This is a genomic window from Aeromonas sp. Y318-3 (assembly GCF_027706185.1).
Taxonomy (GTDB): domain Bacteria; phylum Pseudomonadota; class Gammaproteobacteria; order Enterobacterales; family Aeromonadaceae; genus Aeromonas; species Aeromonas veronii.
Genome location: NZ_JAPDCN010000007.1, coordinates 135,926 through 156,703, shown reverse-complemented (window position 1 = coordinate 156,703; position 20,778 = coordinate 135,926). Strand labels below are relative to the sequence as shown.

Below are 20,778 nucleotides of genomic sequence, written 5' to 3'. Positions count from 1 at the left end.
GGCGATCAGAACTGGTTTTTTATCCATCACTCCCTGTCATCACGCCATAAAACGACGTGATGACAGTGAGTAAGCGGTTAGTCACATCCGCGGCAAAGTGGGGCGATCAGGGCACGATAAAGGCCTGTTCCAGCCCGCCCTGACGTACTTTTTCCAGCACACTTGCCTGCTGGTCGGCGGCGACCGGGCCAATCAGCACCCGGAAAATGGCGCCATGGGCATCGATCCGGTAGGGCACGCCGTAACGCTGGGTCATCACCTTGCCCATCGCCTCGGCCCGATCCCGGGAGCCGCTGGCCAGTACCTGGATCATCTTGCCATCACCACTGCTGGCGGGCGCTGCGGCCTTGGCAGGCGCTGGCTTGACAGGTGCCGCTTTGGCGGCCTTGGCGGCGGGTGCCTTGACAGGAGCTGGTTCGGCGGCGGGAGTGGCCATCGCCAGCGCGGTCGGTTCACCCAGGAAGCCATCTTGCGACAGCGTGTTGGAGGCCGCAGCCGGAGTGGTCGGAGTCATTTCGATGGGCTTCATCGGCTCCATGATCACCATCTGATCCGGGGTGTCGCTGATCAGTTCCAGCCGTACTCGGGCCTCACCGCTATCGACCATCTCCAGCTGCTTGGCCGCTGCGTAGGAGAGGTCGATCAGGCGCGGGCTGTTGAAGGGACCGCGATCGTTGACCCGCACTATGGTCTCCAGCCCGTTGTCCAGATTGGTGACCCGCACATAGCTCGGGATGGGCAGGTTGCGGTGGGCGGCACTGAACAGCTTGCTGTCCAGCACATCGCCGTTGGCGGTCTTCTGGCCGTCCAGATCCGGCGACAACCAGCTGGCGGTGCCCTCTTCGCTGTAGTGTTTGATGTCGCGCCACACCTCGTGCTTCTGCTTGCCGATCCAGTAGTCCCGGTTGCCGCTGGCACTCAGGGGCTCGGGGCGCGGAATGGCGCCGGTGGCTTGCGGGATCTCGATAACGGGTGGCTTGCTGACCGGTGCTTGCGGCTCGACGGGGGCGCTCTGTTCCGGCTGGCTGCTACAGGCGGCCAGCAACAAGCTCAGGCTGAGCGGGAGGAGTTTGTGACGAAGATGCATACGCTTCCTGAATGGCTTGGCTAAGTTGATACACCGCCATCGCATAGAGTGGGCTGCGATTGTAACGGGTGATCACATAAAAGTTATGCCGTGCGACCCAGTATTCCGGTCCATCGGCTTGGGCAAACGCCAGCAACTTGACCGGCGTCTGTGGGGCCAGCGGCGTGGCGAGCTCAATCCCTGCCGCCGCCAGTTCTGACCACTGTTGTGTTAACTCGGGCTCAGGCCTGAGTAGAGGTTCGACTGCCATCAACCCGATCTGGGCCGGTTCCACCACGGATTCGCCCCAGCGCCACTGGTGGCTGGCAAAATAGTTGGCCACGCTGCCGATGGCATCGACCGGGTTGGCAAACAGATCCCGCTTGCCATCCCCGTCAAAGTCGACGGCGTAGTGGCGGTAGCTGGAGGGCATGAACTGCCCCATCCCCATGGCGCCGGCATAGGAGCCCTTGAGGGCATCGAGTTGCCACCCTTCCTCTTTGGCCAGCACCACCAGCTGAGCAAACTCCTTGGCAAAGAAGTCCGCCCGCTCCGGGTAGTGAAATCCCAGGGTGTAGAGGCTATCGAGCACCGGATGACGGCCCATCTGGCGACCGTAGAAGGTCTCGACTCCTATGATGGCCACGATGAGCGAGGCGGGCACCCGATAGGTCTGCTCCGCGCGGGCCAGCGTCTCGGCATGTTGTTGCCAGAACTGCTGGCCATCACGGATGCGATCCGGGGTAACAAACAGCGGCCGGTAGCGATGCCAGGGCTTGGCCTCCCACGGCTTGCTGATGGTGTCGAGCACCTCCTGCCGTAACTGGGCGCGGGCGACCGCCGCCTGCAGCTCCGCCAGCGGCACCTGCTGCTGTTCGGCGAGCAGGGCCAACCGATCCGGCGCCACGGCGGCGGTCGCCATCGTGGTGGCGAGCGAGAGCAGCAATCCGACCCGTCTCATCAGGCGAGTAGTCTTCTATGAGTCTGGATGGACATCAGTATGCCAAAGCCAGCCATCAGGGTCACCATGGAGGTACCGCCATAGCTCACCAGCGGCAGGGGCACCCCCACCACCGGCAGGATGCCGCTCACCATGCCCATGTTGACGAACACATAGACGAAGAAGGTGAGGGTGATGGCGCCGCCCAGCAGTCGCTCGAAGCTGTTCTGGGCCTGCATCGAGATAAACAGGCAACGGCTGATGACGTAGAGGTAGAGCACCAGCAGCAGGGCAACCCCTACCAGACCGAACTCCTCGCTGAATACCGCGAAGATAAAGTCGGTATGCCGTTCTGGTAAAAACTCCAGCTGGGACTGGGTCCCTTGCAGCCACCCCTTGCCAAAGACGCCGCCGGAGCCGATGGCAATTTTGGACTGGATGATGTGATAACCGCGGCCGAGCGGGTCTTTCTCCGGGTCGAGCAGCATCAGCACCCGCTGACGCTGGTAGTCGTGCATCAGGAAGAACCAGAGCACCGGCATAAAGGCCAGCATCAGCAGGACCGCCAAGCCGATCAGCCACCAGCTGAGCCCCGCCAGGAAGATGACGAAGAAGCCGGAGGCGGCCACCAGAATGGAGGTGCCAAGGTCAGGCTGGGCGGCGATCAGCAGGGTGGGCAGCAGCACCATGATGAGGGCGATCACCACATGGCTGAACTTGGGGGGCAGCGAGTGGCGACTGAGCCAGGCGGCCACCATGATCGGCATGGAGAGCTTCATCACCTCGGAGGGCTGGAACTTCATAAAGCCCAGATCGAGCCAGCGCTGGGCCCCCTTGCCGATGTGGCCGAACACGTCCACCGCAATCAGCATCAGCACCACCACGGCGAACAGCGGCACCGACCAGCGGGCGTAGAGGGAGGGGGGCAGCTGGGCCAGGCCGATCATCAGGGCAAAGGCGAGACCGCCGCGCACCAGCTGGCGCACGATGGAGTCCATATCCTGACCGGAGGCGGAGTAGAGCACCACCATGGAGAGGGTCATCACGGCCAGCAGACCGAGCAGCAGGGGCAAGTCGATATGCAGCTTGTACCAGATGCTCTGCTGGCGGGCAGAATTACTCATTGGGAGCGACCTCACTCGGTTGGGACGGCTTTTCCGGTGCCGGTGGCAGTTGCGGATCAGGGGGCAGCAGATAGGCATCCAGCATCTGGCGAGCAACGGGGGCCGCATTGGTACTGCCACCACCGGCGTTCTCCAGCACCAGTGCCACGACTGCCTTGGGTGTTTCATAGGGGGCAAAGGCGACAAACAGGGCATTGTCGCGGTGCTCCACTTTCATGGTTTTGGCGTTGTAGACCTGATTCTCTTTCATGTTGACCACCTGGGCGGTGCCGGACTTGCCTGCCGCCACATAGGGGGTGTTGGCAAAAGCGCGACGGCCGGTACCTTCGTGGCCGTTGATCACTCGCCACATCCCCTCCCGAGCCACCTGCCAGTAGCTGTCGCTCTTGGTTTTGAGTGCCATGTTCGGGTTGATCGGTGCATCGACCACTCCCGCCTGGGAGGCGGTGCTCTTGAGCAGGTGCGGGGTCACATCGTGGCCATTCTGGGTCAGGATGCTGATCGCCTTGGCCAGCTGGATTGGCGTGGCGCTCCAGTAACCCTGACCGATACCGATGGAGATGGTGTCCCCCTGATACCAGGGCTGGCGCCAACGGGCCATTTTCCAGTCACGGGACGGCATGACCCCCTTGGTCTCTTCATAGAGGTCGACGCCACTGTACTGACCGAAGCCGAACTTGGTCATGTAGCTGTGGATCTTGTCGATGCCGACCCGATAGGCGAGATCGTAGAAGTAGGTATCTGCCGAGACCTCGATGGCGCGATAGACATCGAGCCAGCCGTGTCCCCAGCGACGCCAGTCGCGAAACTTCTTGGTGGTGCCGGGAATGGAGAAGCTCGGGCCGCCGAAATAGCGGTAGCCCGGGGTAATGGCTCCCTCGTTGAGCCCCATCACCGACATCATGGGTTTGACGGTGGAGGCGGGGGCATAGATGCCCTGAGTGGTGCGGTTCACCAGAGGCCGCGCCGGATCATTGAGCAGCGCCGAGTAGTTGGCGCTGGAGATGCCGGTCACGAACAGGTTGGGGTCGTAGCTCGGGCTCGACTCCATGGCGATGATGGCGCCGGTTCTCGGATCCATCATCACGATGGCGCCGCGCTGGCCGGCCAGCAGTTGCTGGGCCTTGAGCTGCATCCGGACGTCGATATTGAGGTAGATATCCTTGCCCGGAATAGGCGGCTGGAACTTGAGGGTGCGGACAATCCGGCCGCGGTTGTTCACCTCGACCTCCTGATAGCCCGCCACACCGTGCAGCTCATCCTCGTAATACTTCTCCACCCCCTGCTTGCCGATATCCTTGGTGGCCGCATAGTTGGCGAGTTTTTCTTCCTTCTCGAGGCGCTCCACGTCACGGGTATTGATCTTGGCCACATAGCCCAAAGCGTGGGTGAGAGTGTCACCAAACGGGTAGTAGCGCTTGAGGTAGGCCTCGATGCTGGCGCCCGGGTAGTTATGCTGATTGACCGAGAAGAGGGCTACCTGATATTCGGTCAGTTTCTCGTAGAGGGGGACCGGCTTGAAGCGGCGCTGGCGCTTCACTTCGGCGAGGAACTTCTCCTTGGTGCCCTCCGGCAGACCCAGCAGGGTGATCAGCTGGTCGGCGGTTTTTTCGAGATCTTTTGTCTCTTCCGGCACAATTTCCAGACTGTAGACCGGGCGGTTTTCCGCCAGCAGCACGCCGTTGGCGTCATAGATGAGGCCCCGTGGCGGCGCCACCGGCACCACGCGGATGCGGTTGGAGTTGGAGCGAGTCTGGTAGGTGTCGTAGGACTCGACCTGCAGATAATAGAGATTGCCCAGCAGCACCAGCATCAGCACGACGATGCCGATGTAGGCTACCAGGGTGCGCCGGAAGAACAGATTGCCCTCGGCACTGTGATCGCGCATTTCGATGCGTTGTTTCAGCATGCCTTTACCTCAAGACCCTTGGGGGCAATAAGAGCAGGAACTGCATTGTTCACTCTCTGTGATAGGGGTGAATATGAGAGGTGAGACTCCAGAGACGCATGGCTCACTCTCTATGATACGGATGATTGGTGGTGATGCTCCAGGCCCGATAGAGGCTCTCGGCCACCAGTACCCGCACCAGCGGATGGGGCAGGGTGAGCGGTGACAGTGACCAGCTCTGTTCGGCGGCAGCCTTGCACTCGGGGGACAAGCCTTCCGGCCCGCCTACCAGCAGGGCTACATCGCGGCCATCGAGTTTCCACGCCTCCAGCTGGGTAGCCAGCTGCTCCGTGGTCCAGGGCTTGCCCGGAATGTCGAGGGTGACGATGCGCGAGCGCCCCGCAGCCGTCAGCATGGCTTCCCCTTCCTTCTGCAGGATGCGGGGAATGTCGGCATTTTTGCCCCGCTTGCCTGCGCCAATCTCGACGAGTTCAAACGGCATGTCTTTGGGGAAGCGGCGACGATACTCTTCGAAGCCATGCTCTACCCAGGCGGGCATCTTGGTGCCCACCGCAATCAACTGGATCTTCATGGTCGTTACACTTGTGCTCTTATTGCGTATTCATTTGAGCGGCACCGCTCCACAGCTTTTCCAGTTGGTAGAAGTCACGATGTTCATCCTGCATCACATGCACGATCACCGAGCCCATATCTACCAGCACCCATTCACCGCTCAGTTGTCCTTCCACGCTCAGCAGATCCAGACCCGCGTGGCGGGCCTCGCTGGCCAGATGGTGGGCAATGGCGCTGACGTGACGACTGGAGTTGCCGGAACAGATGATCATGGTGTCAGTAATGCTGGATTTGCCGCGTACATCGAGGGTGATGATGTCGCGGCCTTTCATGTCATCGATCTTGTCGATGATAAAGGCATGCAATTCTTGGCCTTGCAATGAGTCTCTCCTGTATTCCGGCGCGCAGCGTTTGCGTCAGGGCGGCGGATTATATCATGGTCACTCCCGTTTCCCATCGGGCGGGGCGGGATTACGACAGGGGCTAGCGGCGGTTGGCTCGGTAGAGCCCCTGTTGATCAATATAGTGCGCAACCGACTCGGGCAAGAGGTAGCGGGTGTCTTGCCCCTCATCCAGCAAGGCTCGCAGTCGGGTGGCTGACAGCTCGATGGGCTGGTTGTCCGCCAGCCAGATATGACCGGCCAGACGCAGATGCAGCGCGTTGGCATCCGTGGTGTGATGGCGCGCCAGCAGCTGCGCTACTTCGGCCGGATACTCCGGTTGCCAGCCCGGCCGCACGCTCACTACCAGATGGGCATGGTCGAGCAGCTCCTGCCAGCGGTGCCAGCTTGGCAGGCTCAGCAGGGAATCCATCCCCATCAGAAAACAGAGCGGCGTATCGGGCAGTTCACGACGCAGCGCGATCAGGGTATCGATGGTGTAAGAGGGCTTGTCCCGTTGCAGCTCCCGCTCATCCACCACAAAGTCCCGGTTCTCTGCCGCCGCCAGCCTGACCATGGCCAGACGCTGCTCGCTGGAGCAGTGCGGGTTGGCGCGGTGGGGCGGGATATGGTTCGGGATCAGCCGCATCTCGGCCAGCCCGAGGGCATCGCGCGCCTCGATGGCCGGGCGCAGATGGCCGATATGGATAGGATCGAACGTGCCTCCCAGCAGGCCAATGGGCGCCTTCAGCACGGGCTGCTCTCCATCACCAGCGGCAGCGGGGTGCCATCACGAAAGCCGAGGGCAATGGTCTGCAGCATCAGCCACGCCTGTTCGGTATCGAAGCGGCGCTGGGCGTCGTCCAGCTGGGCCATCAGTTGCCACAGTTGCTGCAACTTGGCAAATGGCAGTCGGGTCAGTGCTTGCTGAATGAGCTGCTGGCGGCTCTGCCAGATGCGCAGGCGGCTGAAGTGCTCACCCAGCGGCTGGCCGTTGCGCATCGCCAACGACAGCTCGGTCAGCAGCTCCAGCTCGCGGCAGAGGGTCCAGGCCAGCATCCCCGGCTCGGTGCCTTCGGCCCGCAGGGCGGCCAGAATGCGCTGGGCCCGGTTCACCTTGCCTTCCAGCAGGGTATCGACCAGCTGGAACGGGGTGAAGTGGGCGTGGCGGATAATGGTCTCTTGCAGATAGGTGACGCTGATGGGCTGGGGCGGCGAGAGCAGGGTCAGCTTCTCGATCTCCTGGCTGGCGGCCAGCAGGTTGCCCTCGTAGGAGTGGCACATGAAGTTGATGGCATCCGGCAGCGCCTTGAGGCCAAAACGCGCAAAACGTGCGCTCATCCAGCGCGGGAAGAACTTGGGCTCAGGATGGTTGACCGGCACATAGGTGCCAATCTGGTAGAGCTTGTCGAACCAGGCTGCCTTCATCTGGGTCTGGTTGAGGCGACCGCCACTCAGCACCAGCAGCAGGTCGGGATGAAGCTGCTTGCCGATTTCGCTGATGCGGGCAGCGAGATCCTTGTCCACCTTGGCGGGCAGCTCCAGCTCGATGATCTGACGGGCGGAGAAGAGGCTCATGGCCTGACAGGCATCGTAGACCTGATTCCAGTCCAGTCCCTGCTCCACCACGAAGGTGTGGCGCTCATCGAAACCCTGCTTGCGGGCGATCTGACGGATGGCATCGATGGCCTCCAGTCGCAACAGGGGCTCGTCGCCAAAAACGAGATAGCAGGGCCGAAGCCCTGCTTTGAGGTGGTCACCAAATTGTTCCGGGTAGATCCGCATCAGAAGCTGACCTGACTCAACTGCCGGATCACCTGATTGGCCGCCTGCTCCTGCATTTCGCGGTTAAGCTGCTCCTGCTCACGGGAGGAGGCGAGCGCTGCATCCGGCTTGTTGAGGAAGCTGCGGTTGAAGTTGATCGGGAAGACCTGAGTCGGCTTGCCCGGTACCGAGATGGTGAACTGGGTACCAAAGCCCAGCACATATTCGGTGTCCGTCCCCAGCGCGTTGACCGAGGCGACCTGACTGGTGCTGCCTACGCCGCCCAGAGTGAGCACCGGAATGCCCTCCTTGTCGGCCAGGGTCACGCCAGAGGCCTTCAGACGGGTGGTAACCATCCGGTAGAAGTCGCTCTTGTTGTCGCCCACGACCTTCATGGTCATCAGCTCGCTCGGAATGCCGTTGCCGCGCATGTGAAAGCCGCAGCCTTGCAACAGCAGACCAGCCAGCACGATGGCCATCCAGCGGGTGAAGATGGTGCCCATAGAAAATCCTCTTTGCATTAAGGGAAAGCGGCGGGCGCAGGGCCCGCCGTTATCATCCGTTTGCTGTCACAGATTGGCAATGATCAGTTGGCAACCGATCAGTTAGCAACGATGTTGAGCAGCTTGCCCGGTACATAGATCACCTTGCGCACGGTCAGGCCGTCGGTGAACTTCTGCACGGAGGCATCGGCCATCGCCAGCTTCTCGACATCGGCCTGGCTGATCTCGGCCGGCACGGTCAGTTTGCCGCGCATCTTGCCGTTGATCTGCACCACCACCAGCTTCTCGGTCTCGACCATGGCCGCTTCATCGGCCACCGGCCAGGCTGCGTGATCGATGTCGTCGCCCTTGCCCAGCATCTTCCACAGCTCGAAGCCGATGTGAGGGGTGATGGGGTAGAGCATGACCACCACGGCTTCCAGCGCTTCCTGCATCAGGGCGCGGTCCTGCTCGTCGTTGCCCAGCTTGGAGAGATTGTTCATCAGCTCCATGATGGCGGCGATGGCGGTGTTGAAGGTCTGACGGCGACCCACGTCATCACTCACCTTGGCGATGGTCTTGTGCAGTTCACGGCGTACCGCTTTCTGCTCGTTGGTGAGAGCCGCTACATCCAGTGCGGCAACGGCGCCACCGGAGACGTGTTCGAAGGTGACGCGCCACAGGCGACGCAGGAAGCGCTGGGCACCCTCTACGCCGGAGTCGGACCACTCCAGGGTCATCTCGGCCGGAGAGGCGAACATCATGAACAGACGGACGGTATCGGCGCCGTAACGCTCGACCATCAGCTGCGGGTCGATGCCGTTGTTCTTGGACTTGGACATCTTGGTCATGCCGGAGTGCATTACCTCACGGCCTTCGTTGTCGATGGCCTTGGTGATGCGACCCTTCTCGTCACGCTCTACCTTGACGTCAGTCGGGCTGACCCAGACGTTGCCGCCCTTCTCGTCTTTGTAGTAGAAGGCGTCGGCCAGCACCATGCCCTGGCAGAGCAGGCGCTTGAACGGCTCATCGCTGTTGACCAGACCGGCGTCACGCAGCAGCTTGTGGAAGAAGCGGGCATAGAGCAGGTGCATACAGGCGTGCTCGATACCGCCGATGTACTGATCCACCGGCAGCCAGTGGTTGGCAGCAGCCGGATCCAGCATGCCCTTGTCGTAGTCCGGGGAGCAGTAGCGCGCGTAGTACCAGGAGGACTCCATAAAGGTGTCGAAGGTATCGGTCTCGCGGAACGCTTCCTGACCGTTGTAGGTGGTCTTGGCCCACTCGGCGTCGGCCTTGATCGGGCTCTGGATACCGTCCATCACCACATCTTCCGGCAGCAGCACCGGCAGCTGGTCTTCCGGCGTCGGCACCACGGAGCCGTCAGCCAGGGTCAGCATCGGGATGGGGGCACCCCAGTAGCGCTGACGGGAGACACCCCAGTCGCGCAGACGGAAGTTGACGGTGCGCTTGCCTTTGCCCAGCCCTTCCAGCTTGCTGGCGATGGCATCGAAGGCGCCCTGGAAGTCGAGACCGTCGAACTCGCCGGAGTTGAACAGAACGCCCTTATCGGTGTAAGCCGCTTCGCTCACGTTGACGTCGCCATCAACCGGCTTGATCACCGCCTTGATGTCGAGGCCATATTTGGTGGCGAACTCGAAGTCACGCTGGTCGTGAGCCGGAACTGCCATCACGGCGCCGGTGCCGTAGTTCATCAGCACGAAGTTGGCGACCCAGACCGGTACCTTGCGGCCATCCAGCGGGTGAATGGCATAGAGGCCGGTGGCCATGCCCTTCTTCTCCATGGTGGCCAGTTCCGCTTCGGCTACCTTGGTGTTCTTGCACTCTTCGATGAAGGCAGCCAGCTCAGGATTGTTCTGGGCTGCTTGCAGCGCCAGCGGGTGACCGGCAGCGATACCGACATAGGTGACGCCCATGAAGGTGTCCGGACGGGTGGTATAGACCTCCAGCTGCTCAGCCTGACCCTCGATGGCGAAGCTGATGTTGACCCCTTCGGAGCGGCCAATCCAGTTGCGCTGCATGGTCTTGACCATCTCCGGCCAGCCTTCCAGATTGTCGATGTCGTTGAGCAGCTCTTCGGCGTAGTCGGTGATCTTGATGAACCACTGGGGGATCTCTTTCTGCTCCACCGGGGTGTCACAGCGCCAGCAGCAGTTGTCGACCACCTGCTCGTTGGCCAGTACGGTCATGTCGTTCGGGCACCAGTTGACGGAGGAGGTCTTCTTGTAGACCAGACCCTTCTCGTAGAGCTTGGTGAAGAACCACTGCTCCCAACGGTAGTAATCCGGTTTGCAGGTGGCGATTTCACGATCCCAGTCATAACCCAGACCCAGCATCTTCAGCTGGTTCTTCATGTATTCGATGTTTTCGTAGGTCCAGGGCGCCGGCGCGGTATTGTTTTTGATCGCGGCGTTCTCGGCCGGCAGACCGAATGCATCCCAACCTATGGGTTGCAGCACGTTCTTGCCATTGAGGCGTTGATAACGGGAGATCACATCACCTATGGTGTAGTTACGAACGTGCCCCATGTGTAGTCGACCAGACGGATAGGGGAACATGGACAGGCAGTAGAACTTCTCCTTGTCTACCTTCTCCACGGCCTTGAAGGTTTTCTTGGCATCCCAGTGCTTTTGCACTGCTGGTTCGATTGATTGGGGAACGTATTGCTCTTGCATTGGTGACATCCGGATCTGTGAAATGAATAGATAAATCAGCTGGGAAATCGCAATAGAATACCCATATCCTGCGGCGGCAACAACCGCCAGCGTCCCTTGGGCCTTAAGCCGGGCCAGATCAGGGTTTAGTAGAGGAGTTAGAGCCATGGACAAACGTCAAAAAGGGTACGAAGCCTTCATTGCCGAGCTGCAAAAACAGTGGCAAGAGACTGAAGAGTTCCAGGGGGAGCGCCTCAACCGGATGATTGCCAAGGTGCAGGCCTATCTGGAGGCTGCCAGCGACCTGACCCAGGACGAACTGGCGCTCATTGCCGAGTACGTGAAGCGGGATCTGGGCAACTATGACGAGGGGCGCCATGACGATAGTGCACAGGTGGAAGAGTCTGCCTTTATGCTGGCCCTCAAAGACACCGCCTGGTCCTGGCTGGCGGATGTGACCGACCGCGCCCAAGTGGAGTGGCGCGAGCTGGCCGACGAGCTGGAGCACAAGGGTGTTTACGAAGCGGGTGATTGGGTAGGGCTCGGGGTCATGGTGTGCGACCAGTGTGGCTGGCGCCATACCGTGCTGCATCCCCAGCAGCTCGATACTTGCCCCGAGTGCGGCTGCGCCGAGTATCATCGCGAGCCGCTCTCGCCCTGAGTCATGCCATCAATGTGGACGAGATAACGAGCAAATAGGCGCCATCAGGCGCCTTTTTCTTACTTGCAGGTTTCGTCGGGGCGTTTACTTGCCCGCGACGGAGAGGCCGCCAAAACGGATCTGCGGGGCGTAGAAGCCCTTGCCGTCGTTGTGGTGCAGGGTATCGCCGACCGCTTCCAGCTCGCCCAGCAGGCGGTAGAAGTTGCCTGCTACCGTGATGCCGCGCACCGGCCGCAGGCGAACTCCATCGCGACAGAGGAACCCTGACGCGCCAAAGGAAAAGTCACCGCTCACCGCATCGGCACCGGAATGCAGGCCGTCCAGCTTGACCAGCTCCAGATAGTCACCGCTCTGCACTTCCGCTTCGCAGTGGGGGCCCGCGCCAAACACCAGATGGCGAGCGGTCACATCGAGGGCGCTGCGGGCACCGCGAGCGGCAGAGCCGTTGCTGGCGACGCCAAAGTGGCGGGCGGTGGCGCTGTTGTGGAGCAGGGTTTTCAGCTCCCCTTCGCCAATCAGCAGCAGATCCGAGCTGGCCGCCCCCTCGCCATCAAACGCCTTGATGTTCATGCCGCCCGGCATATAGACCCGGCTCTCCAGAGTAAGCCAGCGTGACGCTACGCTCTGGCCGACCTTGCTGCGCCAGGGGTTGATCCCCTGCTGGGCCCACTTGCCCGACAGCACACCCTGAAAGCAGCCAAACAGGCTGGCGAAGCAGTTGGTGCTAAAGATGACGCTGTAGTGACCGCTCGGCACCGCTTCACCGGGCAGCAGACCATCGGCGATGGCGTAGATCTGCTCGATCAGGGCCTGACTGTCCAGCTCGTCGAAGCGGCGGCCATACTGCCCCTGCGAGTGCATCGACTGGCGGCCATCCCGTTCCACCAGCGCCGAGGTGTAGCAGCCGACGCTGAACTCGCCGTGCTGGCAGAGGGTGCCCTGACTGTTGGCGAGCCAGAGCTGGCTCTCCCCTTCGAAGAAGCTGTTGTAGGGGGCGCCGCTCACATCGGGCATGGCCAGCATGTCAGATTCCAGACGCAGGGCCAGAGCGATCTTCTCCTCAACCGGCGTGGTATCGGGCTGGTTGATCTCGGCGCAATCTGTGGTGATCCGGCTATTGGCCACCGAGATGCGCTGATCTGCATCCACCTTGGCAAAGCGGCTGGCATCGAGCGCATCCTGCAGCATGGCATCCAGCGCCAGCTCATCGAGGGATTCCGAGTAGGCGATGCCGACCCGACCCTCTTTTATCAGGCGAATACCGAGTTGCTGGCTGCTGGTGACCTTGTATTCACCCAGCTCGCCCTTGTCTGCCTTGAGGGAGAAGGCCTTCTCCTGATTGGCGATGATGTCTGCCTCGGCGCCGAGGTCGGCCACTTTATCCAGCAGGCGGGTGAGCAGTTGGTTCATGTCGATGGTGCTCATCAGGCGTTTCCTCCCACCAGAATATTGTCCACTTTTAGCGCCGGCTGGCCCACCGAGGTGGGGACCGAGCCCGAGACCGAGCCGCACATACCGGCGGCCAGTGCCAGGTTGCGGCCCACCATGGAGATCTCTTTGAGCACCTGCGGGCCGGTGCCGATCAGGGTGGCCGACTTGAGCGGCTTGGTGATTTTGCCGTGCTCGATGAGGTAGGCCTCCTGCACATTGAAGTTGAATTCACCGGTGCCGGGCTGTACCGAGCCGCCCCCCATCTTCTTGGCGTAGATGCCGTGCTCTACCGTGGCCAGCATATCGTCGAGGCTGTGGTTGCCCGGCTCGATATAGGTGTTGCGCATGCGCGAGGTGGGGGCGTACTTGTAGGATTCGCGCCGACCCGATCCGGTGCGGGAATAACCGGTCTTGAGGGCGCCCATTCTGTCCACCAGAAAACCGGTCAGGATGCCGTCCTTGATGAGCTGGGTATGCTGGGTCGCCATCCCCTCGTCATCGACGTTGATGGAGCCCCAGGCGTTGCCTTGCAGTCCCTCGTCCACCGCATTGACTACCGGATTGGCGATAAGCTGGCCCATCTTGTCGTGGAACACCGACGCCTTCTTGGCCACCGAGGTGGTCTCCAGCAGATGACCACACGCCTCGTGGAAGATGACGCCGCCAAAGCCGTTCTCCATGATGACCGGCAGGGCGCCGCTCGGGCAGGGAGCCGCGCCCAGCTTCACCAGTGCCTGACGGGTGGCGGTGAGGGCCAGCTCGCACGGATCGATGCGATCGGCATGCTCCCACCCCATCAGGGCGCCGGGGGCCTCGTAACCGACGCTCTGCTCGCTCCCTTCCATGGCGATGGTCTGGGCCATGATGCGGTTGTAGTGGCGGCGATCGGCGACTTGCACTCCTTCGCTGTTGAAGATTTCCACTTCCTGCTCCCAGCCCAGCACGTTGCCGGAGAACTGGCTCACCTTGTCGCTCTCGGCGCGGGCCGCCGCATCCATGGCGTGCAGATAGGCGATCTTCTGCTCCAGCAGCTTGTCTGCCGAGAGCGGCAGCGCGACCGGGTTGCGATCGCTCAGGCGGGTGAAATCGAAGGCGGTGGCGGTCACCACAGGGTCGCGGCGGTCTTTGGCCGCCAGCAGGGTGACGATGCGCAGCAGCTCGTCGCGGCTGGCTTGGTTGGTGTAGCCGTAGAGCACCTTGTGGCCGTAACAGAGGCGCACACCGATGCCGAAATCGAGGCCACCGCTGATGTTCTCTATCTGGCTGGAGAGCAGGCTGAGCTGGCTGCGGCGCTTGCGCTCGACAAACAGCTCGGCGAAATCGGCACCCAGTGCCAGCGCGTGATCGAGCACGTCACGGGCGATGGCGGGGGCCAACAGGGAGAATGGAGTCATAGAATATCCTTTTCTGGTCTGTCCGTTTGCTTCCGACATCCGGCTCTGATTGTTATGGGATGTCGAGTCCATTGTTGCAGACCAGCACAAAAAAGTCGCTATAGCGTCATGCGATGATACCGATTGAGAAAATCGGTACGATAACTGCGCCCGGGCGGCCACATCCACAGGGAGTGGCCGCCTTGAGATGAGTGAAAAAGATCAGAGCAGGGCGTGGATTTCGCTCAGGATCTGCTCGACCCACTGCTCGATGCGCGGATCGGTCTGGTCATATTGGTTGGCATCATCGAGGGCCAGCCCGACGAAGTGACGGCCATCGTCGATCAGTGCCTTGGAGGCATCGAACTCATACCCTTCGTTGGGCCAGTAGCCCACCAGCTTGACCCCTTTTGGCACCAGCTGATCGTGCAGCATGCCGAGGGCGTCCTGGAACCATTCGCCATAACCGAGCTGATCGCCGAGGCCAAACAGGGCCACGATGCGTCCCTCCAGATGGAGATCAACGATATCTTCCCAACGGGACTCCCAGTCCTCCTGCAGCTCGCCGAAATCCCAGGTGGAGATGCCGAGGATCAGGATCTCGTAATCCTCCATCCGGCGCAGGGAGACATCCTTGATATTGTGAATATCCACCAGCTCGGGGCCGATGAGGGCGCGGATCTTCTCGGCAGCCATCTCGGTGTAGCAGGTGGTGGAACCGTAAAACAGACCAATCTTCATCGCTCTACTCTCTGTTGGCGCTTTCTCGCTTGCTTTTGGCGCGTTCTCGCATGCTCGTGTGGGCTGCGCCATGTTGGCAACACGATGGGTAACGTAAGGGGAGGGCGCCAGTCTAGCAGATTGCCATTCGACCTTCACCGCCCGGCAAGGGGCGTGGCAAACGTGCCTTATCTTTCCAATGAAAGTGCCTTGTCTTTCCAAGGAGTTGGCGCGTTACAATGGGCCATCGATCCCCTGATTGCAGCGCACCATGAGCAAACCCGCCCCCCATCCCCTGATTGAACCCTTCCTCGACGCCCTCTGGCTGGAGCGGGGATTGTCTGACAACACGGTCAGTTCCTATCGCAGCGATCTGGAGAAGTTCTCCATCTGGCTCGACGAGCAGGGGAGCTCGCTGCTGCTGGCGGGGATGGACGAGATCCAGCACTACCTCGCCTGGCGGGTCGATCACCAGTTTGCGGCGAGCAGCACCGCCCGCTTCCTGTCGGCCCTGCGCCGTTTTTACCAGTATCTCAACCGTGAGAAGCTGCGCATCGACGATCCGACCGTGCTGCTGGAGGGGCCCAAGCTGCCGAAAAAACTCCCCTCCGATTTAAGCGAAACGGAGGTGGAGGCACTCTTGAGTGCGCCGCTGGTGGATGACCCGCTGGAGTTGCGGGACAAGGCGATGCTGGAGCTGCTCTACGCCACCGGCTTGCGGGTTTCCGAGCTGGTGGGGCTCACCGCCGAGCATGTCAGTTTGCGTCAGGGCTTGGTGCGCGTAGTGGGCAAGGGTAACAAGGAGCGGCTGGTGCCGATGGGCGAGGAGGCGATGCACTGGCTGGAGCGTTACTACCGGGAGGCCCGCACCCTGCTGCTGGGGGGCTCCAGCTCGGATGTGGTATTTCCCTCCAAGCAGGCCCGTATGATGACCCGCCAGACCTTCTGGCATCGCATCAAGCTCTATGCCCTGCGGGCCGGGATTAACGGCGAGCTATCCCCCCATACCTTGCGCCACGCCTTCGCCACCCATCTGCTCAACCACGGCGCCGATCTGCGGGTGGTACAGATGCTGCTGGGCCATGCGGATCTCTCCACTACTCAGATCTACACCCATGTGGCCAACGAGCGACTCAAGGCGCTGCACGGGGAGCACCACCCCAGAGCTTGAGTGGCTGGCCTCCCAAAAACAAAAAACCGCCAGCAGGCGGTTTTTTTATCTCTACACGACAGGAGATGGCGCTTATTTCCCTTGCTGGGATTTCAGCAGATCACGGATCTCGGTCAGCAGCTCCTGATCCTTGGTCGGGCCTGCCGGGGCGGCGGCTTCTTCTTCCTGCTTCTTCTTCAGGGTGTTGATGGCCTTCAGTCCCATGAAGATGGCGAAGGAGATGATCAGAAAGTCGATGATGGTCTGGATGAACTTGCCATAGGCGATGACCACGGCGGGTGTTGCACCTTCTGCGGCCTTCAGGGTGACCGCCAGGTCGCTGAAGTCCACGCCGCCCAGGATCAGGCCGATGGGCGGCATGATCACGTCACCGACAAAAGAGGAGACAATTTTGCCGAAGGCGGCACCAATGATGATACCGACCGCCATATCGATGACGTTGCCGCGAGCGGCAAAGGCTTTGAACTCTTGAATCAGACTCATTATTTCCTCCGAAATTAAACAAGATAGCGCGTTGATTACCCTTGCCAAAGGGCGAACTCTTGTCAGGAAAAACAGAGGCTAAGCCGCGTTGTTCCTGTCGTCCTGACTAGCTTGCGGGCGTTATGAGTCCTTGGCAATCGGGGGGAACCATTTTTTTGGTACAAAGTGATATTAATTTTTTGGTAAGTAGCTGGTTGAATGATGAGCTGTGCTGCTGTAGTTTGCTGGGTCGATTCATTCATACCACGTGAGTAAACAAGTGAAGTATTTACTACTGGGAATGATGCTTTTGTGCACATTTGCTGCCGGAGCGGGGATGGATACCCAAGCCTTGAAACAGACCATCACGGCCCGGCTGGGGGTCCCCGTCTATCTGGTTGAACCGACCCCGATCGCAGGGTTGTATATGCTGGGCACCTCGCAGGGGGTGCTCTACAGCGATGCCAAAGGGGATTATGTGGTGCAGGGGGTCATGCTGGATATGACCCGCGACATGAAGAACCTGACCATCTCGGGTATGCGCGAGCAGCGCCGACTTGGCTTGGCACAGGTGGCCCATGCCCCCATCGTGCTCAAGGCCCGGAATGAGCGTCACCGGGTCGCACTGTTTCTCGGCGAGCAGGACGCCAAGCGCCGTCAGCTCTCCGGCACCTTGCAACACCTGCAGGCATCCGGGGTGAGCGTGGCACTATATCCGGTGATTGATCACGCCGAACGGGCTACAGACTGGTGCAGCGATCCCCTGCTGCAAAATGATCCGTTAAAAGCCTATTTGCCTCAAACAGCATGTAGTGAGACCCTTATCCAAAATATTGGCCTGAGCCAATGGTTGGGGGTCAAGGTACTGCCGGCCTGGGTCTCCTCCGACGGGGATCTGGTGCGCGGGTATCAGAGCCCCGAACAGCTGCTCAAGATACTGGATAATTTTGATGCCTCTGCACATTCGTCGTCGTCCGCGAGTTGATGATTCCCATCTGCCTGCCACCCTGCACCCCCTGCTTCGCCAAATCTTCGCCAGCCGTGGCGTAGAGGATCCCGCCCTGCTGGAGCGCAGCGCCAGCCAGCTGTTGCCGCCCCAGCGCCTCTATGGCATGGAGCAGGCGGTGCCGCTGCTGGCGGATGCCCTGACCGCCCAGAAACGGATCCTGATTGTCGGTGACTTCGACTGCGATGGTGCCACCAGTTCGGCCCTGTGTGTGCTGGCCCTGCGCGCCATGGGCGGTCGCCACATCGATTTTCTGGTGCCCAACCGCTTCGAGTTTGGCTACGGCCTCACCCCCGAAATTGTCGAGCTGGCGGTGGCGCGCGGCGCCGAGTTCCTGATCACGGTGGATAACGGCATCTCCAGCATCGCCGGGGTGGCGGCTGCCAAGGCGGCCGGCATGCAGGTACTGGTTACCGATCACCATTTACCGGGTCAGGAGCTGCCTGACGCCGATGCCATCGTCAACCCGAACCAGCATGGTTGCGATTTCCCCTCCAAGTCGCTGGCCGGGGTGGGGGTAGCCTTCTACCTGATGGCGGCCCTCAACACCCATCTGCGTCAGCTCGGCTGGTACGAACGGCAAGGGTTGCGAGCCCCCAATGTGGCGGATTACCTCGATCTGGTGGCCCTCGGCACGGTCGCCGACGTGGTGGCGCTCGATGGCAACAACCGCATTTTGGTCCATCAGGGCTTGCAGCGGATCCGGGCCGGCCGCTGCCGCCCCGGCATTCAGGCGCTGGTGGATGTGTCGGGCCGCGATGGTCGCCGTCTCACCGCCGCCGATCTCGGTTTCGCGCTGGGGCCGCGCCTCAATGCGGTGGGCCGTCTCGATGACATGTCCCTCGGGGTTGCCTGTCTGCTCTGCGATGATCTCAATCTGGCGCGCCAGCTTGCGGCCGAGATGGACAGCCTCAATCAGGAGCGCAAGGAGATCGAGCAGGGGATGCAGCAGGAGGCCCTCACTACCCTGGAGCAGATCCGTTTTCGCGATGGCGAGGTGCCGTCGGGCATAGTGCTGCACCGCAACGAGTGGCATCAGGGGGTGGTGGGGCTGGTGGCTTCCAAGGTGAAGGAGAAGTACTACCGCCCGGTCATTGCCTTTGCCGAGAGCAGCGAGAGCGAGCTCAAGGGCTCCGGCCGCTCCATCCCCGGCGTGCACTTGCGCGATGCGCTGGAACTGCTCGATACCCGCCACCCGGGCCTGATGGGCAAGTTTGGTGGCCATGCCATGGCGGCGGGGTTGACCCTGCCCAAGGCCAACATTGAGGCGTTTGGTCGGGCCTTTGAGGCGGTCATCAGCGAGCTGGTGACGCCGGAGCTCTTGACCGGGGTGCTGCTCACCGATGGCGAGTTGTTGCCGGATGAGCTCAATATCGAACTGGCGGAGCTGATTCGCGCCTCCGGCCCCTGGGGTCAGGCCTTCCCCGAGCCGCTGTTTGACGGCGAGTTCGTGCTGGTGCAGCAGCGGCTGGTGGGGGAGAAACACCTCAAAATGATGCTGACCACCGATTCCGGTCACGCGGTGGATGCCATCGCCTTTGGCGTCGATCTCAAGCGCTGGCCCGATGCCACGGTCAAGCGGGTGCGGCTGGTCTACCGGCTTGACGTCAACGAGTGGCGCGGCAACCGCAGCGTGCAGCTGCTGGTGGAGCATCTGGAGGCAGCCGGTCTCTGAGTCAAGAGCATCGCAGCCCTATCGCTGACAACGGCCACCCTCGGGTGGCCGTTTTTGTTGGCGGATCTCTGGAAAAGGGCGTTGACCTGTCTATAGCTTTACAGTTTAAGCTCGTCTCTATCGGGTCACCTGAGGGCCCGCACCGTGAGTGATTGCCATGAAAATATCCGAACTGGCCCGCCGCTGCGGCCTCGCCCGCTCCACCCTGCTCTATTACGAGAAGCTGGGGGTGATTGCCGGCACCCGGGCCGCCAACGGCTATCGCCACTATGACGAGGGGGATCTGCAGCGACTGCAGATGGTGCAGGCTCTGCAGGCAGGTGGCCTCAGCCTCAAGCAGTGCCTCGCCTGTCTGGCTGGCGAGATAGATCAGGCGGCATTGCAGGCCCGGGTCAGGGAGCTGGATGAGGAGCTGGCGCGGATGCAGCGCGCCCGGGATCTGTTGGCGGATCTGGCAGGGCTGCGCCCGCGCTCCGGTGAGGAGTTCAAGGCCTGGCAGCTGCAACTGCAGCGCGAGGCACCGGAGGCCTACTTCGCTTGGGTGATGAAACAGGGTTTTAGCGAGAAAGATCGCTACCACTTGCAATGGTTGAGCAAAGACATGAATGAACATGAGCGTTACATCAAAGACTTTATCCAGCTGCTGGATGGCATGAGTTACTGGGGGCCGGGGGATCGCGCCTTCACTCAGCTGCAGTTTGCCGCCTTGCCCATCCGGCCGCGCCGGATCCTCGACATGGGCTGCGGGCGCGGTGCCTCGACCATGGCGCTGGCTCAGGTGACCGATGCCGCCATTGTGGCCATCGATCTGGAAGAGGAGGCACTGGCCGCCGTGGCGCACTCCGCCCGTGCTGCGGGCTTTGAGCATGTCTCCACCCTCTGCGCCAACATGGCGGCACTGCCGGACGATCTGGCCCCGGCCGACCTCATCTGGGCAGAGGGGAGCGCTTACGTGATGGGGGTTGCCAATGCGCTGAAGGCGTGGCGCCCGCTGCTCGCGAGCCCGCAGGCTTGCATCGTGCTGAGTGATGCGGTCTGGCTGACCGATAACCCGCCCGAGGAGGCATTGGCATTCTGGCAGCAGGATTATCCCGCCATGCAGACGCTGGCGGGCCTGCTTGAGACGATACAAGCGGCAGGCTACCGCTGCCTGTCACATACTCCCTTGCCGATGAGCGCCTGGAACAACTATCTGGATCCCATCGAGGTCAATCTGGTGCGCTATCGTGACGAGCTGGGGGAGAGTTCCGCATGGCAGGACTTGAGCCGGGAAGTAGCCATCCACCGCCAATATCTGGGCAGTTACGGCTATGTGATCTGCTGCCTGCAAAAAGATGCGTGATTAGCTGTCGTAAAAAAACGAGGCGCCTGCGGGCGCCTCGTTGTT

At 61.3% G+C, this 20,778-nt stretch carries 19 protein-coding genes; 5 read left to right on the top strand and 14 right to left on the bottom strand.

Features of this window, described 5'->3' with window-relative positions:
- Nucleotides 1-106: 106 nt before the first annotated feature.
- The 10 genes from OKB77_RS11835 to leuS form a co-directional block, all read right to left on the bottom strand.
- Nucleotides 107-1,087, bottom strand: coding sequence for a septal ring lytic transglycosylase RlpA family protein (locus OKB77_RS11835; RefSeq protein WP_270817706.1), 981 nt, complete (start codon nt 1,085-1,087; stop codon nt 107-109).
- Nucleotides 1,029-2,027, bottom strand: a complete 999-nt coding sequence (mltB, locus tag OKB77_RS11830; RefSeq protein WP_201958837.1) for a lytic murein transglycosylase B — start codon at nt 2,025-2,027, stop codon at nt 1,029-1,031. The genes OKB77_RS11835 and mltB overlap by 59 nt, the downstream gene beginning before the upstream one ends.
- Complete coding sequence (gene rodA / locus OKB77_RS11825; protein WP_005335170.1) at nt 2,027-3,130, bottom strand: rod shape-determining protein RodA; 1,104 nt, start codon at nt 3,128-3,130, stop codon at nt 2,027-2,029. The genes mltB and rodA overlap by 1 nt, the downstream gene beginning before the upstream one ends.
- A complete protein-coding gene (mrdA, locus tag OKB77_RS11820; RefSeq protein ID WP_040066816.1) occupies nt 3,123-5,039 on the bottom strand; it encodes a penicillin-binding protein 2 in 1,917 nt (638 codons plus the stop codon). The genes rodA and mrdA overlap by 8 nt, the downstream gene beginning before the upstream one ends.
- A gap of 103 nt (nt 5,040-5,142) precedes the next feature.
- Nucleotides 5,143-5,610, bottom strand: a complete 468-nt coding sequence (gene rlmH, locus OKB77_RS11815) for a 23S rRNA (pseudouridine(1915)-N(3))-methyltransferase RlmH (RefSeq protein WP_076493650.1) — start codon at nt 5,608-5,610, stop codon at nt 5,143-5,145.
- 19 nt (nt 5,611-5,629) lie between these two features.
- Entirely contained in the window at nt 5,630-5,971 is a 342-nt protein-coding gene (gene rsfS, locus OKB77_RS11810) for a ribosome silencing factor (protein ID WP_005335165.1), read from the bottom strand.
- A 103-nt stretch (nt 5,972-6,074) separates the two neighbouring features.
- Entirely contained in the window at nt 6,075-6,725 is a 651-nt protein-coding gene (gene nadD, locus OKB77_RS11805; RefSeq protein ID WP_270817705.1) for a nicotinate-nucleotide adenylyltransferase, read from the bottom strand.
- Nucleotides 6,719-7,756, bottom strand: a complete 1,038-nt coding sequence (holA, locus tag OKB77_RS11800) for a DNA polymerase III subunit delta (protein WP_270817704.1) — start codon at nt 7,754-7,756, stop codon at nt 6,719-6,721. Before holA ends, nadD begins: the two co-directional genes overlap by 7 nt.
- Nucleotides 7,756-8,238 carry an LPS-assembly lipoprotein LptE gene (locus OKB77_RS11795; protein ID WP_005335160.1) on the bottom strand — a complete coding sequence of 161 codons (483 nt, stop codon included), beginning with the start codon at nt 8,236-8,238 and terminating at the stop codon, nt 7,756-7,758. The genes holA and OKB77_RS11795 overlap by 1 nt, the downstream gene beginning before the upstream one ends.
- Before the next feature lie 98 nt (nt 8,239-8,336).
- Nucleotides 8,337-10,913 carry a leucine--tRNA ligase gene (gene leuS / locus OKB77_RS11790; protein ID WP_270817703.1) on the bottom strand — a complete coding sequence of 859 codons (2,577 nt, stop codon included), beginning with the start codon at nt 10,911-10,913 and terminating at the stop codon, nt 8,337-8,339.
- Between the two features lie 145 nt (nt 10,914-11,058).
- Between leuS and OKB77_RS11785 the strand changes: the two genes are divergently transcribed.
- On the top strand, nt 11,059-11,553 hold the full coding sequence (locus tag OKB77_RS11785) for a zinc ribbon-containing protein (protein WP_005335155.1): 495 nt from the start codon (nt 11,059-11,061) through the stop codon (nt 11,551-11,553).
- A gap of 84 nt (nt 11,554-11,637) precedes the next feature.
- Here the strand turns inward: OKB77_RS11785 and OKB77_RS11780 are convergent, their stop codons facing one another.
- The 3 genes from OKB77_RS11780 to fldB form a co-directional block, all read right to left on the bottom strand.
- Nucleotides 11,638-12,978, bottom strand: coding sequence for a TldD/PmbA family protein (locus OKB77_RS11780; RefSeq protein WP_139439943.1), 1,341 nt, complete (start codon nt 12,976-12,978; stop codon nt 11,638-11,640).
- On the bottom strand, nt 12,978-14,378 hold the full coding sequence (locus OKB77_RS11775) for a TldD/PmbA family protein (protein WP_270817702.1): 1,401 nt from the start codon (nt 14,376-14,378) through the stop codon (nt 12,978-12,980). Before OKB77_RS11775 ends, OKB77_RS11780 begins: the two co-directional genes overlap by 1 nt.
- A gap of 201 nt (nt 14,379-14,579) precedes the next feature.
- Entirely contained in the window at nt 14,580-15,098 is a 519-nt protein-coding gene (fldB, locus tag OKB77_RS11770; protein WP_199427340.1) for a flavodoxin FldB, read from the bottom strand.
- Between the two features lie 250 nt (nt 15,099-15,348).
- Here fldB and xerD point away from each other — a divergent pair, with 250 nt between their 5' ends.
- Nucleotides 15,349-16,248 carry a site-specific tyrosine recombinase XerD gene (gene xerD / locus OKB77_RS11765; RefSeq protein ID WP_167565030.1) on the top strand — a complete coding sequence of 300 codons (900 nt, stop codon included), beginning with the start codon at nt 15,349-15,351 and terminating at the stop codon, nt 16,246-16,248.
- A gap of 72 nt (nt 16,249-16,320) precedes the next feature.
- On the opposite strand, the gene mscL is transcribed toward xerD, so the two are convergent.
- The gene (gene mscL / locus OKB77_RS11760; protein ID WP_047438040.1) at nt 16,321-16,731 is read right to left on the bottom strand and encodes a large-conductance mechanosensitive channel protein MscL; all 411 of its coding nucleotides are present in this window, start codon (nt 16,729-16,731) and stop codon (nt 16,321-16,323) included.
- 316 nt (nt 16,732-17,047) lie between these two features.
- On the opposite strand from mscL, the gene OKB77_RS11755 reads away from it, so the two are divergent.
- The 3 genes from OKB77_RS11755 to OKB77_RS11745 all read left to right on the top strand — a co-directional run bounded on the left by OKB77_RS11755 (nt 17,048) and on the right by OKB77_RS11745 (nt 20,733).
- Nucleotides 17,048-17,695 carry a disulfide isomerase DsbC N-terminal domain-containing protein gene (locus tag OKB77_RS11755; protein WP_108542155.1) on the top strand — a complete coding sequence of 216 codons (648 nt, stop codon included), beginning with the start codon at nt 17,048-17,050 and terminating at the stop codon, nt 17,693-17,695.
- Nucleotides 17,661-19,391 carry a single-stranded-DNA-specific exonuclease RecJ gene (gene recJ / locus OKB77_RS11750; protein WP_270817700.1) on the top strand — a complete coding sequence of 577 codons (1,731 nt, stop codon included), beginning with the start codon at nt 17,661-17,663 and terminating at the stop codon, nt 19,389-19,391. Before OKB77_RS11755 ends, recJ begins: the two co-directional genes overlap by 35 nt.
- 157 nt (nt 19,392-19,548) lie before the next feature.
- Nucleotides 19,549-20,733 (top strand): MerR family transcriptional regulator, encoded by a 1,185-nt coding sequence (locus tag OKB77_RS11745; RefSeq protein WP_270817699.1) that lies wholly within the window; start codon nt 19,549-19,551, stop codon nt 20,731-20,733.
- Nucleotides 20,734-20,778 lie beyond the last annotated feature (45 nt).